The following is a 14,984-nucleotide window of genomic DNA, read 5'->3' on the forward strand; positions in this document are numbered from 1 at the left end:
AGATGGGGTTGTACGGCCAAATCATCGCCAATGCATCCTCAAGGTGGGTCATTTTTGATGGCCGTAGGTGGGTCATTTTAGTTGGCCATTAACAAGGGTGGTCAAAATTCGGTTATCACAGATGGTCAATTTTCGGTTGTCACTCCGACGCGGGATTCCGACGGCAGGGTGGTGCGCTATATCGAAGTGAAATCCATGTCCGGCCCATGGACGGACACCTACGCGGTCCTGTCGAGGCCGCAATTTGAAGCCGCGCGGAAGTTCGGCGAAGCGTTTTGGCTTTATGTGGTGGAAAGGGCGCAAACCGATGACTTTCGTATACACCGCATCCAAAACCCGATTGGGAGGGCCAATCACTTCATGTTCGATGACGGCTGGAGGGTCACGGCTGAATCCGATGAGCCGATGGTGGAGGAACCGGAAGAAGAAAACGGAAAGGGCGATTTCAAGCAACCCGGCTTGAGCGAAATGGACCGCGGCACGCCCGCGGCGGGGTGAATACCCCTTGGGTCCGGCAAGTATTCAAAATCTTTCGGCGCCCATTTTTCGAAAGTGCCGAAAACACCCGGCGCTGAGTCTTATTGCGTCGATTCAACCCCTTACCGCCTCTATGATCCTGGCTATACACCGATTGAAATCTTGTTCAAGGTCGTGTTGCCAAAGCCGAATAACAGTCCAGCCCATTTTTACCAGCTCTTCATGGTTTCTCCTGTCGCGCTCGATGTTGCTCTGTATCTTTTTCTTCCAGAAATCCGAAACCTTGTGCCGCCATTCCGAAAATCCATACCCATGCCAAAAATCGCCGTCTATAAATACAGCCACCTTCGCCTTGGTAAACACCACGTCCGGTTTGCCCGGCAGTTCCTTCACATGCTTGCGGAACCTGAATCCCCGTCTGTGGAGCTCGGAGCGGACACGCATTTCCAGCCCGGTATCCTTCCCTTTGATTCGGGACATACAGTAGCTTCTCTGCTCGGGCGTCAGGTTATCCGGCATGGTCCGACTCTTGGTACAGGCTGAATGTTCTGGCCATTTCTCGGCGTCCCTCGGGCAAATGCAGCTCAGGCGGAATCGTCGTTCCCACACGGAAATCCTGAGGCTCCTGCGGGCAGATCGTTCTGAAATCGCACTTTGCACATTTTTCAGGATGTGGGCGCATCGGGAAGTCGGAACTCAGAATCCCCGTTACCGCCCACTCGATGTTCTTCAAAGCTGCATCAACAGCGTCCTGCGTGATGGGCACTTCGACCCGTTGGTTGTCTTTCAGGAGGTGGACGCTGCCTGTTTTTGCATTTTGTCCGAGCACTTGATCGGCCGCGCGGGCATACAGTTGGACTTGCAGCGCCAACTCAGTCCAATCCAGCTTGTCGTTTTCGTGGATCTCCTCGCCGCCTTCCATGGTCTTGAAGTCGATGATCTCCGCTTGAAGAATGTTGCCTTCTTCGTCTTCGTGAAGCAGGAGATCTATGGATCCCGAGATGACGCAGTTAGAGGCAGGAATCTGGAAAACTGCCTCCACCTGACGCTCCCGCTCAAAATCCCGACCATAGGAAACCACGTAGTCCTTCGCGATTTCGACGGCCCGACTTCTCGAGTTCTCGTAAGCACCCGGCCGGTTCACAGGATCCCCGCTCTGGGGGACATGCTTCAGGTGGAATGTGTCCAAGACCACTTGTTCCACTTGATCCGGCGCTGGCGGCGCATCAGGATGGAGTTCGTGGAGCTTCTGGATGGAAGTGTGAACGGTACGTCCGTAACCGAACATCTCCGGAACGACCGGGCAGAACCCATATCGCTCACGGAACTGATAGCTTTTCGGGCACTGCAGGTAGTATCTAATCTCGGTGAAACTTGTCGGATAGTCGGTATCCTCTACCCGGCGCCTTGGTGTAGTCTTGGTGAGTCTTTGTGGCAGTGTTGATGGGTCGTCGAGCACCTGGGAATGCGACTTAAGTTGCAGAGCATAGGGCGACTGATTGGCATTTCTCCTGGCATTTGGAAGCTGCTTAGCCCCGCTAACGTACAGGTAACGCTCAGCCCTTGTAATGGCCGTGTAAAAGAGCCTGGCCTCCTCGTCCGGTGTGCTTTGGTATGCACCGCGGCTGATCGCGGACCCCATGACACCAGCCGGCAGCCACCCCGAATAGCGGCTTCTTCTTTTCGGAAACCTGTGCGCCTCGACATCAACCACGAACACACATGGGAATTCCAGCCCCTTCATCTTGTGCACCGTGGACACGGTGACGGCGTCGGGTCTTTGAACGATGTCATCCGTCGACACGTCGTATCCGGTCTCCGCGGCGTGCTGAAGAAAATTGAGAACCTCGGAGAACCGCTGGCGTGAATCGACGCTCATATAAACCGTCTCGACGTCCAAGATCATCCGGCTGAAGAGTCCTATGTCCCGCATAACGTCGTCGCTGAAGCCTGTACGGGCGATGTTGAACGCTTCCAGCAGATCGTAAACGAGCTGCTGAGGATAAAGGCGGATTCTCGGCGAACCCTGGGGCCGGTGAATCCGACGTCCCCATTCCGTCAGGACGCGGACCAGCCTGTCGAAGTCAGCATCCGGGTAAGCCGGCAAGACCGCGGTATTGAAATGCGTCTTCACCGTGTTCCGGTCGGGTGGGCTGCCGCGTAGAAGCTCGAAGGTGCTCCGAAGAACCGCCGTCTGCGGTCGATCAAAAGGGCCGCCGCCTGCTTCCAGACTGAATGGAATACCAAGACGTTCGAGCGCCGCTGTGAACGCCGCATGCCGCGGCGTCCCGTCTTGTTCATTCTGGCGGGTCGAACGCATGAGAATGGCGAAATCCGCCGGGGTCAGACCACGGATCGAACCGTTGTCGTCATAGGCGGTGCCCAAGAGATCCCGAATCCGTTCCGCCACCCATTCCGCTTCCGCCGCCCGATCAGGAAACCAGAGCACTCTGAAATCTTGTGGAATCCGGTCCACGGCGGCCTGCGGGTTCTTCGGAATGCGGCTCGGACCCAACTGAGAAGCCGCAAACTGATCCGCGGCTTCCACAATGGGCCTGGTGCTTCGGAAGTTGGTCGACAATGTGTGCGTCGAGGCCGATGGGTATCGCTGTTGGAATGTCAGGATGTTCTGGACGTCCGCTCCCCGCCAAGCGTAAATCGCCTGGTCATCATCGCCGACGACGAACAGTGTTTCCGACCGCTCATGAAGCAATCTGATCAACTCTTCCTGCGCCGGATTCACGTCCTGATATTCATCGACCATGAGATGTCGCAATCCCTCGACGGCTCGATCCGCCTCGGCGCGCCGCGAATGCAGAGCCTCAACGACGTCTCTGATCATCAAGGAAAAGTCGATGTATTGATCCGCACGCAAGCTGTCCCATATGCGGACCAGAAGACCACCGAGATCCGGGTCTTCCTGAGCGACTGCGGCGAAATCAAGCAATTCGTCGTTGGCGGTCTTCCATGCGTCGGAAGCCTGTTTGATCGTATCGAAATAACTGTTGCCCCGCGCTCGGTTCCGAAAGTGCTGAAGCCCCAACCGGCTGTATCGAGAGATCAGATAGAGTTTGAGCCGGTTCTCGTCGAGCACGTCATACTGGCGGTACGTCACATCCATTTCGCCGAGTACATGCTGACAGTAAGAATGGATGGTGCCGATATACATCGCCCCCAACACCGTGGGATCGAGTCCGGCGGCCGACAGGGCTTGGGAAACGCGGCGCTTGATGGATTCCGCCGCTTTCTCGGTGAAGGTGAATGCGACGACACCTTCGGGCGGTTCTCCTTCCGCCAGGAGTCTGGCGATGCGGTATGCGAGCGTCCGCGACTTTCCGGAGCCGGCGCACGCCAGACACAACACCTCTTGCGCCGGATCGGACGCGGCGGCGTACTGTTCCGGCGTCAACTCGTTCCTCAAGATCTGGTCGATGTTCATGCCTGATCAGTCCCTCTTGTCGGTGGTCACTCTCCGCTGTTGACACGGAGGACTCGCAGGATGCTTCCGGCGTGGGCCGCGATGAACGGCGGGGGGAGTGCGTTGCCGATCATCAGCGCCACAGCGGTCTTGTTGCCGACGGGCGTAAATTTGTAGTCGATCGGGAAGCCCTGCAGCAGAGCCGCCTCCCTCATGGTGATCGCACGATCTTCTTCCGGATGAAGAAAACGCCCCTTGGAGGGATTGAAACACCCGCTTGTGATCGTGGGGGCCGGCCGGTCCCATGCCATCCGACCGTAAACGTCCTTGAATCCGTTGCACCGCTTGTGGCATTCGAGCCGATATTCTTCGGGAAGGTCGTTTCGGCTGCCCCCGTCTTTGGGAATCAGCCGGATAAGCTCCATAACCCTGGGGCTTCTGCGCTCAGGGCTGTCGTGCAATGGATCGCCGCTTGCACCCGCTTTCGGCAGTTCCCCGATGACGTCCCGCACCGTTCGCAATCGACGGGATTTTCGCCCGAAGGGAATCTTGAAACCCAATCCGGCGAGGTAGATGAGCCTGCGGCGGCGCTGGGCGACCCCGTATTCCGCCGCATTCAAGACCTGATGGTCCCCGAGGTAGCCCAGTTCCCCCATCTTTGTCCTGAAAAAAGTAAAGCGCTCATCGGCCGCCAAACCCGGCACGTTTTCCACCATGACGGCCCGGGGGCGCAACATTTCCACAAATTTCAAGAAATCCAACAACAAATCGTTCCGGGGATCCTTGACGCGAATCCGCCCGTTCTTGGTTCTCAGCGTGGAAAAACCCTGGCACGGCGGACATCCCGCAAGCAACTCCACCCCCCCCGGGCGGGATCCGGTTGCTTCAAGCAACTCCGCGGGATCCAAATCCCTTATATCCCGACACAGCACCTTCACCTCGGGGTGGTTGGCCGTGTATGTCTCCACGGCTGTGGGATCTATGTCCACCGCTCCCACGACCCTGAATCCCGCCATTTTCAACCCCAGCGTCATGCCGCCGCACCCGCAAAAGAGATCGATCGCCTTCGGCTTGAAGTCGGCGTTTCGCGGTCTATTCAACCGGTCGGGCGAAATACTCCTCATCGACTGTCTCTCCCCGGCCGGTCGGGCGGTTCGACCGGCACGCAATCATCCCCGACGTCCGGCGGGACCGGCGCGCGGCCCCACGGACGACCCTTTGTTTCATCCTCCCTTGGGCGCTTCTTCCCGTTCCCGCGCTCAACCGTCACGATTCCAATGTTTTCAGAACGGCCCGTTCCACATCACCGTAAAAGACCACGTCGAGCCTTTCAATGACATCTTCAGGCAGCGCGGCGAACTGGGCCTTGTTGGAAACGGGAACGAGAACACGGGCGGCTCCGCTTTCCAACGCCAGCTGCAAAGGTTCGGTGATCGATGGGGGCCCCTTGATGTTCCCTTGAATGGTCAAGTCGCCGAGAACGACCGTCCCGGCTTGCACCCTTCGGTTGCGGACCGCCGAAATCATGGCGGCGAAAAAGGCGACGCCGCAGGGGCACTCCACGCGTCCTCCCGAGAGGTCCACGGCCTCGGCGTAGATGTCCTTCTGAGCCAAAAGCTGACCGAGGCCGAGTTTGTCCTTGACGTTTTGAAGGTAGCTGAAGGCCCTGTTGAGCGACTCCTTCAGTGACTTTTCGAGTCCCGTCGGAGTCCTCAGCTTTCCCGTTCCCGCCGTCATCGCCACTTCCAACCGGAAAAGGGCGACCCTGGCCTCCGCGTCCACAGCGGCGGTGAAAACCGTGCCGGGAGGCAGGGGGTCGGGCGGGATCACCCCGGCCCCGCCCTGTTCCGGCACTCCCACGGACCGCTCCGTATCCGTTTCCAAATCGATGTAGGAAAAGCTCGTCTTATAAAACTCGAAAGATCCTCTCTTTTTTAGCTGTTCTTTGACCCGGCGGCGCCCCTCCATGGCCAGTTCCACATATTCCGCAAGCTCTTCCTTGGTGCACGCCCCATCGGGGTGGAGGATCTTGAGCAGGCCGCTCACCGTCTTCTTGATCGCCGTGGCGTCGCGCCCTTCCACGTGGGAACCGAAGCGGAAGTGTCTTTCCGCCTCATCGAACCGGTTTTGCTTGCGCAGGGCCCGGAAGGCTTCCGCCAGGTAGTCGGTCACGAAGCCGTAGCGGTCGGTCAGGATGTCCTTGGAGCTCTTGGGGACTTCCCACCCAGGTAGATAGAAGTGCATTCGATCCAGAAGGGCCAGATCGAACTCCTTGGGCAAAGGCTGAAACAGATCGGTGGCCGAATTTTGTACCAGGCTTTCCACCGGGTGGTTCAAATTCCCGATGAACACCAGGGACGCTTCCGCCAGCACCTGCGTGATTCCACGGCTGAAGCGGCCGTTGGCCATATAGTCTTTCATGATCTGGACCACGTCGGGGTCGGTGATCCGCATGCCCCCCACTTCATCGAAAGCGACCACGTCCCAGTGGCCGACCAACCCCACCTGGCGTCGGGCGTTGTTGTAGAACAGGTTCGCCGTGCTCGCCTTTCCGCCGGACACCAACATGCAGTAGGGGGACATTTCGCTGAACGCGTACGATTTTCCGGTCCCCCGCGGTCCGAGTTCGATGAAATTGTAATTCTTTTCCACGAAAGGAATGAACCTTGTCAGCAAGAGCATCTTGAGCCGCGGCGTCATGCGCACGGGCTCCAACCCGACGCTTCGCAGCAGGAGGTCGATCCATTCGTCCCGACTCAAGGAACGGCGGCCCTCCAGGTAGTCATCCAGGTCGAAGCGGGCGAGTTGGATCGGTTTGAGATCGACGATATGGAACGGGCCGTCCTTCCCGCCTTGATCGCCCGTCCTGAACTCGACGTCGACGACGGCCCAAATCCCCCCCTCCAACAACCTTTCAAACCGCCGGTGGAACTCTTCCGGAATATGGATCCGCGTATAGCCGAAATGGTCCATGGAAGCCCAGTACTTGCGCTCGCCAGCCAAGAACCGCACCTCCACCCGGTCGATGAATCGATGCCTCCCTTTCCGCTCCACCAACGACTGGGCTTTGTTCGCCTCATCGTGCCTGAAGTAGTTGGAAGCCAACGTTTCTTTGACGGCCTCGATACCGATACGGATTTCCTCTTCGTTGTCGGAAGCGCAATACTTGCCGAGCAGGTATTCCAGCACGTAGGAGGGAACGTTCTCCCCTCCCTTTATCTGGTGCAGCAGGTCTTTTCTCACGACCTTTCCGGCGAACACCTTCGTCACTTTCCGGTCCAGCGCGTCCTGACTCATGGCGGCGACCTCAATCCAACATGGCGTTTTTCAGTTTCATCGCGGCCCAAACGACCTTCGATCCCGGATCGCTCACCCGGATCTCCACCTCCGGGCCGTCGAAATCGGGGGAGATGAGCACGGGGACGGGCGTTTCCACATTCGCATGCAGGGTCACCTCCCGCGTCCTCTCATCGCGGGCTTCACAGTCCGCCGCCTCACCGACGGGATGAGCTCCCGCACCGCTCCCGTCGTAGGCTTCCACCTTGACGACGGCGGGCGGATTCCCGAAAGCGTTCAACTGTCGGACACGGTAGGTGATCTTCAGGCCGATGACCCGGCTGGTGAATTTGTCCCAACGGTAGCTGATGTCGATCTCGGGCTTCCCCGCAGCCGTCTTCGTGTCCCGTCCCGCCCGGAACACGACCACCGGCACGACCGCCTCCTGAAGACTCAGCCCGCCGTGGAAATAACCATTGCCGTCCGAAAACACCCGGAACCCCACGGGCAGGCAGGCATCCTGGACATCGCCCTGAATCCCCACATTTACGGCCTTCAGGGTGATCGTCCCGGCCGAGTGCAAAAGCCCGGACCCCAGAAGACAGCGCCGCTTCTTCTCCACCCAATCGCCGGGCGGTTCTTCAACCACGTCACCCGCCGGGATTTCAGGCAGCATCATGTGACCGTGGTCGGAGGTGATCACCACGCGGTCGAACCCCCAATCCGTCACCCGGCGGACCGCACCCGCGAGGTCGCCGATGATGTCCGACAGATATTTCCGGGCGCGCCAGGACCCCAGGTTCTCCCCGATGGCGTCGGGGTCCTGCGTGCGCACCACGAGGAGGTCGATGTTTTTCAGCTTGGGCGCCATCTTCTTGGGAGCGCCGAGCAGATCATCCAGCGTGGTTTCGAAAAAGCGGTCCCCGTAAGTCTCGGATAAAAGCTTCATCCGGTCCGAAGACGTCTTGAGCGGTCGTTCTCCGAGGGCCGGGACCAAGCCGCCGTTCTTCTCCACCAGGCGGAGCATGCCGTCGGCGCCGGGCATGAGGGCCGCCATCCCGACGATGGTAATCGTGGGGAAAACGCCCGCGGCGTAACGGACCTCGACCTCCCCCGCCCGGGCCAGGGCCTCACCGAGGTCGCGGCCCATCTCGAAACGGAGGGAATCCACCATGAAATACGCGGTTCTCCCCCGCCTCTCCAGCACGGGGCCGACGTAGTCGTCGAAAACGCGGGTCTGTTTCGGGGCGCCCTCCGGCGGCCACCCTTCCGCCTGGACGGCCGCGAGAAACACTTCTTGAAGCTTCAGGACGGCTTCCCGGTACCGCCGGCGGCAGAGATCCACCACCGCCGTGAGCGCCGCCTCGTCGGCGCCGGCGGTCAGAGCGGATTCGAAAAGGCGGTACGCGCGGTCCAGATCGGACCACCCGCCTTCGGTGTATGCTTTCAGAAGATCGGAAAGAGGCATCGACGGACGAACCCCGTCGGCGATCCGTGCCGCGGTGTCCAAGCACTCCATGGCCCGTTCCAAGGTCGTCCAAGCCGTCGACCGCTCGGGTTGGCGCCGCCAAATCGATCCTCTCCGGACCTCGGCGATTCCCTTTGCCGCATCCATATCACCGGCGATGACCAGGTCGGCGGCGCGCTTCAGCAGACACCGTTCCTCGAACGGGAAAGTGTCGCGTTCACCGGGATCGAAGTCCGCGGGCATGACGTGGGGAAGACCCAGGTCGTTCTCGATCCGGCATGCGAGTTCGACATAGGTGTCGCGCAGGTTCGAGTCCGCCCGCATCCGTTCGCAGGCCGCGAAGACGACGCTTTCAGCCCCGCCGCCGGCGCGCGAAACGGCGCTCAGAGCATCCGGCGGGCCGTCCGGCAGATCGAAGGCGAACTCGCTGAAGAGCACATGCTGGGCGGCCTTCGGTCGCAGCGTCTCCCAATTGCGGGGGCTGGACCCGGGCTTGAAGCCGACCGCGCCCTCCAAGAGCCGCAGAAGCTCCTCGATGCAGCCCGGTTTTTCGTCCACCTTCCCGGCCTTGGTTTTGTCAGAGAGGGCGAGGGCGACGACGTCCGCCGGGGTCTCGGTGCCGAAGACCTCGTTCAGCAGAGGCCACCGCTGCGACTTCTCGAGTCCGTCCAGCAGGTCGATGGTCGGCTTCCCTTCGCGGAAAAGCCGGGTGATTTCCTCCGCCCGGTCGGGCATGGCCTGGCGGGCGAGCGACTCCGCTTTCTGATCCTCTGTGTCGCCGAACGCGGTCCCCGCCATCGCATAGACCTCGAAGGGGTCCCGCATGCGTTCGTCTTCGGTCACACCCCGGCGGCCGGGGATGTAGATCAGCAGACACCGATCCCTCTCGCCGGGGTCTTCCGACTCGTTCATGAGCCGGTATATTTCATCCGCCCTGCGGCGCGTCTTGAGGACCGACTCCTCGGCCGACAAGACCACGCAGTTCGGCGCGTTGAACGCCCTGACGAAGCCCTTGAAAGCCCCGTCGGCGTCGTACCAGACGACGATACGGCGGTCGTTCAGGAGATCGACCAGCTTCTTGTGGAGAAACGACGTGAATTTCATCGGGCGGCCTCGGCGTCGGAATGGATGGATACGACTTCAACCTCGGAGACCCTGCACATGGGTTTGGTGGGTTTTTCCATCGTCACCAACTCGTCGACGCCGGCGACGACCGCCGCTCCGACGTGAAGTGCATCAATCGGCGTCATGTCATACCGTGAGGCCAGCTCAACGGCCTTTTCGGTCAGCTCGTCAGACGTCGACACCTGCTCGGCGGCATTTTCGATTACCGCCTGCATGAACTCGACCTCCTCCTGCTTCCCGTGGAAGGTAGGCTTAGGCAACACTTCGAGTCGAAGGTAGTCGCTCACCACCAGCGCCCGCTCCGGATCGTCCAGGACCTTAAGCGCACGCTCCGAGACCTTCTCTTCGCCTCGAAAAGCGGCGATCAAAACGTTGGCGTCAATATACGTCCGCTTCATCGTCTTCAAGCTCCCCCCTCCGGCGCCTCACTTCTTCGAGAACTTCGTCTTCGGTCAGCAGTTTCATGCCCGCCTGAATCGCCTTTCTGCGAAGATCGACAAGTCTTTTCCCCAACGGTGTACGAGGTACGAATGCTTCGGCTGTTCCCGGAAATATGATTTCCGTGATTCGGCAACTCATGTCCCTTTCACGGAGCGGCAGCACGAAGTCGACCCACGGAGCGGCCCTGCGCCGGCTTTCCGCGAGAACACGCTCATTGCAGCCGGTCCATTCCTCGAAGTATGTCGGGAAAAGAACTCCGGAGGCTTTCCTGGCAGCCCAGTCGCCGGTCAGTCGTTCCGTAACGGTCATGGCCGCGGCTCCCAATACTCCGGCTCAAGCCGTTCTATGGTTTCCGCCGTCAGCAGTCCGAAGAACATCTTCTTCGACGCCGAATGAACCACGTCGAGGTCGCATTCCACCTCCGACCAGGATTCACCTTGTTGAATGGGGCGGATGGAGTCTATATCCAGCAGAACTCCGCGGAACTTGTCAGGCTCTCCCGGGATCGACGCCTCCGCCGGCGATACGATTTGGATGATATGAAGCAAGCCCTCTTCTTTTATCTCCGTCCGAAGTTGCACCGGCCTCGCGTCTATCTCATATTCACCTATTCTCAAATTCAGGTTCAGACAACCAAGACTCGGCGGTTCTTCCAACTGGATCAGGTCAATGTACTTCAACGAAAAGCGTTCCGGTCGCTCGATCAGTCCGGTGTCACGGACGATCCCAATGAGGGTCCGGATATCTGTCGAGAATGCCTCCCATCCGGAATAGGGACGACGACAGCTCAAAGAGATCACGTGTTCTCCGATTTGAATCGCCTGGTTTCCGCCTTCAAGGCGGACCTTGGGGACATATCGGAGATTGGGATCCTGTTCCGCAATGGGAGCCGGTATATCCGCGGCAGGCAGGCGGACGATATTGGGATATTTATTCGGCAAAGCCTTGAACAAAATGCCGGGCAGTAAGTCGGCCACGGACGACTGCGCACTTGTGAAGCGGATCTCGCAGAGAGCCTCGATCAGGGGCTCTTTTTTTAACCTGACAGGTATATCGGGTTTCATGGTTCTCTCCTTTTCATCCCGCGGTCCCCCGCTTCCGGCGGCCGCGGCCGCCTTTCTTCTTGGGGGCGGGCGCCTCGACTTCGCAGATGGCCTCCAGACCGTGTGCTATGGCGATGGAACGGTCGCGTCTGCACACCTCCCGCACCCGGTCGGGCCAAATCGTGTACGCCATGTGCGCCCAGTCGTAATCGCCTTTCTCGAGTTTCCTCCAGACCTCCTCGGTCTCTTTCGCCCAGGAGCGGAGGCGGAAGAGTCTGTGCAGCGGCGCGGCGTTGATGATCACACCGTCGTTGAGATCCGGCTTGTAGGGCAGCCCCGCGACCCGCAGCAGTTCCTCCCGAAGATCCTGGAGTTCCCCGAGGAACGCCCGGCCCTCGTTCAACCGGTCGCGCAACCGGGTCGCCTCCCGACCGGATGCGCCGGCGAGTTCCACCTCCAGGCGGTCAAGCGCCCGCTCCGTATCGGCGATCTTCGGTTCCAGGTACTTGTTGACCGCGGCGTAAAGAGTCTGGTCGGTCAAACGGTGGTAATAGAGCCAAATCGTGTAGGAGCCGGAGGCCGTGGAAAGGGGCCAGTAGATCGGGGCCTTGCGCCGGCTCTTGGAATAGCGCTTCAGGTGGTCCTGGAAGAAGCCGGAAGGCTTGCGGAAGTAGTCGCGCAGATCCCGCACGCCGAGAATCCCGCAGGCCTCCTGTTCGATCTCGTAGGCCTTGTCCTTCCAGAGCAGGTCGAACACCTCCCGGACGCGCCGCACGATGTCGTCGCGGTGCGGCTGGCCGCCGTTGAAGCCGGGGTCGTCCACCAGGATGCCGTCCCAATTGATGCGGAGCGGGTACTCGGAATCCGGGATGGTCGGCTTCGAAACGGAACCGTCCAGCGGCAGGGTGTTCGCATCCGGCCGGGCCCGGAGCCACTCCTCGCTCACGACGCCGCCGGGCTTCGCCGGGAGGCCGTCGGGTCCGACCAGCATCCCGGGGGGACAGACCGGAAGAGGGTCGAAGGGATCGGGCAGCTTCGGCGCCAGCGACGGATCAAGCGTGATGCGGACATCCCAGCGGCCCATTGCGGCGCCCACACACCAAGACAGGACATTGACTGCGACTGTTCTGTGGTTGACTCCTAATTCGTTCTTGCCATTCTTTTCTGCAATACTCTCCTCTCTCCCCTCCTTGACATCGATTCCAACATCGTCAGATTTTCCCTGGATGATTTCACGATCTTTCTCGTCTATACTGTAAAGGTGAGCCACATGTTCATCTACAGATTTCTGAATCTCTTCATATTCCCTTCTTGTTTCATAGATAAGATGCTCCCAATTCCTAATGGCATCCCTGAGGTCGCTTTCACCTTTAATCACCGCCGGAGCTACAAGGAAGGCAAGGGATTGCTCACAGTAAGTGGATAAGATATACCTCTGACTCCATGCTTTCATTGCCATATCCGAGAGAATGTTTCGCCGTGAGGAGTCGATTCTTGGGATAGGCACTGCAGTGATGTACCCTTTCTCGTACTTTAGGGTCTGGCCGCCGCTGCTGCCACGCGCCATTAATAGCGACAGGAGTCCGATGTACGTTGAGGAATTTAGTAACGATGCAAGCGCAAGGAGATTTTCGTGTTTATCGAATACGCACATGCCTGATACCGAGAAGGCACATCCCCTTGGTAATACTGCAAAACTTCCTTTTCTATGCGGTCGCGATGGAAATGTCAGTCCAGGGCTGAAGAAATATATCGAGATGGTTTCATTTAACATCCAGATGTTAGATCGAATCGTTCCTTTGTCCGTTAAGTTGAACCACATTTCCTTTGCATTGTCTTTCCACCGTACAACGAGGTTAACATCAGAATAAAAAGGCGCCCAACCTCCCCCCTTGGCATAATTTACCCAAAGCGGGTTTTTGTCCTGTTTGCAGGGTACAATCTCCCACCAGCACCGTACAAATCGAAAGTCATCAGCTGTTCCGAGCCCTTGTCTTACCGTCCTTACTCCATCTTCAAAAGGTGGCAAAGTAGAAAACAGCTTGCGGGTTCTATCGCTGACCCAATAGACAAATGGCGTCCCTGGTACCTGCCGGAAGGAACCGGGATCGACCCAATACACATGTTTCGGTCTCTGTCCGGTGTTGGCGGCTTCGACTGCATCGGCCAGTGTCTGTTCTTTGTCATCCTCGGCAAGCAGTCTGAAGAATGCGGTTGTCACCGGGTTTCCTCCATTGATACGGTATGAAGAACAATATCTAATTGATGCGCAACCATGCGCAGGTTGGAAGGACATCTGCCAGCCATATCTCTTTGAAGCAGTTCTTCAAACAACCTTTGTGACCTTCCCATATCCATAACTACTTTGCTAAAAGAGTATCTTTGTTGACCGAATGTGAAGGTATCTGCGCGGAACCTCGCATTATGTAAAAACTCATCCCTTTCAGACATATCCATGATACGTCTCGCAATGTTTCTTGATTGCCCACTGAAGCTCGCAAGCTGGCTTCTTATCATCTCCTCGCGTTCATCCCAGAAGAACGCCCCTATCACATACGGCAAGATGTCCCTCATAGGATATTTCGCTAGCCCAATTTCCTCTTCGATACGCGTCTTCAGGCGTTCTAGGCTTATCCGTGACGCCCAGAACATCACGTAGCCGTGACAATATCCGGCGGAGACAAAACAGAATTCGGCTTCGTCCTCAGAAAGGGAGAAGGATTCCCGATTCAGATACCATCGAATAAGAGTCGCCTTTTGAACCCGGTGGTGCGTATCCCCTTGCCTCCATTGGCGTGTTTGGGCGGCAACCTCGGCCTTATACGAAGAAAACGGAACAGAGGGATCAAGAATATCCCGAAGCGGCATCGCATCCCGCGTTTCCGGTCCTGTCACCGTAACAGGTATCCCCTTGCCGGAATCGACTAAGACATAGCCACGGCTAGGGGCAGCAGGATCACGGGCAATCAACTCGGCGTTGACTGGCAGGTGCGCCACCTTTTCTATTTTCGCCACAAATGAATGAATCCGCTCTTGGACGATTTTGTCGATCATCTCATCCAAATCGCTCTGGCGCGCTTCGGTGTTCCCACCTGGTGTTCTCGTATATATCACACCCCTGAAAAAGGCCTTCTTTTGCCTGCCGTTGTCGTCCTGATATCCTCCGTCAGATTCGAAAACGATTATTTTCGGTGCTGCGTGTATCAGGAGAAAGCCGAACCGCTTTCTATAGAAGTTCAACTCCACGTAAGCGATTGTTATTCTGGCTTGAGATGCATATCGGTTCAGCTTATTTGTGATGTTGGCCGGATCGAAAGAATCCGCAAGCGTGCCGTCTATTCCGGTCCGCCCACCGTTTTTGTCGACACCGAAAATGATCAACCCGCCGCCGGAATTTGCCATAGCAACTATATCCTGAATCCGTGAATAGAAAGGCGGCAAACTGACGGTGGGGCATTCGAAATCCATTTCACGGCTGGGTGATGGCCGTTTTCGACTCCCCCGGCGGCCTCCGGGCCGTCAGAAGCCGGAGAAACCGCTTTCGATGGTGATATTTTACGCCTTTCGAAACACAGGTGTCCCTTCAAAACCTTGCGGTCAGTCCGCTTGCATGCTCTTGAGGAGGCCCGGACTATGCCGGGCAGAACCTGAGATACACACTGCGAAAAGCACGAAAGGCTGGACAGTGTCTTCCGAACTGCAACTTCAACCGGCGCCCTGTTCGGATCACTCGGGC

The 14,984-nt window shown here is 58.2% G+C and carries 11 protein-coding genes; 1 reads left to right on the top strand and 10 read right to left on the bottom strand.

All coding sequences use genetic code 11. From position 1 onward, the window contains the following. Positions 1 to 81 precede the first annotated feature (81 nt). Positions 82 to 498 carry a protein NO VEIN domain-containing protein gene (locus BUB04_RS18135; protein WP_143156563.1) on the top strand — a complete coding sequence of 139 codons (417 nt, stop codon included), beginning with the start codon at positions 82 to 84 and terminating at the stop codon, positions 496 to 498. 93 nt (positions 499 to 591) lie between these two features. Here BUB04_RS18135 and BUB04_RS18140 read toward each other — a convergent pair whose 3' ends face one another. The 10 genes from BUB04_RS18140 to BUB04_RS18185 all read right to left on the bottom strand — a co-directional run bounded on the left by BUB04_RS18140 (position 592) and on the right by BUB04_RS18185 (position 14,716). Then, positions 592 to 996, bottom strand: coding sequence for a very short patch repair endonuclease (locus BUB04_RS18140; RefSeq protein ID WP_073042128.1), 405 nt, complete (start codon positions 994 to 996; stop codon positions 592 to 594). Next, entirely contained in the window at positions 986 to 3,916 is a 2,931-nt protein-coding gene (locus tag BUB04_RS18145; protein ID WP_073042130.1) for an ATP-dependent helicase, read from the bottom strand. The genes BUB04_RS18140 and BUB04_RS18145 overlap by 11 nt, the downstream gene beginning before the upstream one ends. A gap of 26 nt (positions 3,917 to 3,942) precedes the next feature. Continuing rightward, entirely contained in the window at positions 3,943 to 5,019 is a 1,077-nt protein-coding gene (locus BUB04_RS18150; RefSeq protein ID WP_073042132.1) for a DNA cytosine methyltransferase, read from the bottom strand. A gap of 142 nt (positions 5,020 to 5,161) precedes the next feature. Beyond that, positions 5,162 to 7,192: a protease Lon-related BREX system protein BrxL gene (gene brxL / locus BUB04_RS18155; protein ID WP_073042134.1), complete on the bottom strand. Its 2,031-nt coding sequence runs from the start codon at positions 7,190 to 7,192 to the stop codon at positions 5,162 to 5,164. A gap of 10 nt (positions 7,193 to 7,202) precedes the next feature. Then, a complete protein-coding gene (locus tag BUB04_RS18160) occupies positions 7,203 to 9,743 on the bottom strand; it encodes a PglZ domain-containing protein (protein WP_073042136.1) in 2,541 nt (846 codons plus the stop codon). Beyond that, the gene (locus BUB04_RS18165; protein ID WP_073042138.1) at positions 9,740 to 10,162 is read right to left on the bottom strand and encodes a type II toxin-antitoxin system VapC family toxin; all 423 of its coding nucleotides are present in this window, start codon (positions 10,160 to 10,162) and stop codon (positions 9,740 to 9,742) included. The genes BUB04_RS18160 and BUB04_RS18165 overlap by 4 nt, the downstream gene beginning before the upstream one ends. Continuing rightward, positions 10,143 to 10,514 carry a hypothetical protein gene (locus BUB04_RS18170; protein WP_073042140.1) on the bottom strand — a complete coding sequence of 124 codons (372 nt, stop codon included), beginning with the start codon at positions 10,512 to 10,514 and terminating at the stop codon, positions 10,143 to 10,145. Before BUB04_RS18170 ends, BUB04_RS18165 begins: the two co-directional genes overlap by 20 nt. Next, positions 10,511 to 11,269, bottom strand: coding sequence for a TIGR04255 family protein (locus tag BUB04_RS18175; RefSeq protein WP_073042141.1), 759 nt, complete (start codon positions 11,267 to 11,269; stop codon positions 10,511 to 10,513). Before BUB04_RS18175 ends, BUB04_RS18170 begins: the two co-directional genes overlap by 4 nt. A 13-nt stretch (positions 11,270 to 11,282) precedes the next feature. Continuing rightward, complete coding sequence (locus tag BUB04_RS19150; RefSeq protein ID WP_143156564.1) at positions 11,283 to 13,469, bottom strand: hypothetical protein; 2,187 nt, start codon at positions 13,467 to 13,469, stop codon at positions 11,283 to 11,285. Further along, positions 13,466 to 14,716 (bottom strand): ATP-binding protein, encoded by a 1,251-nt coding sequence (locus BUB04_RS18185; protein ID WP_084076640.1) that lies wholly within the window; start codon positions 14,714 to 14,716, stop codon positions 13,466 to 13,468. The genes BUB04_RS19150 and BUB04_RS18185 overlap by 4 nt, the downstream gene beginning before the upstream one ends. Positions 14,717 to 14,984 lie beyond the last annotated feature (268 nt).

The organism is Desulfacinum infernum DSM 9756 (genome assembly GCF_900129305.1).
Lineage (GTDB): Bacteria > Desulfobacterota > Syntrophobacteria > Syntrophobacterales > DSM-9756 > Desulfacinum > Desulfacinum infernum.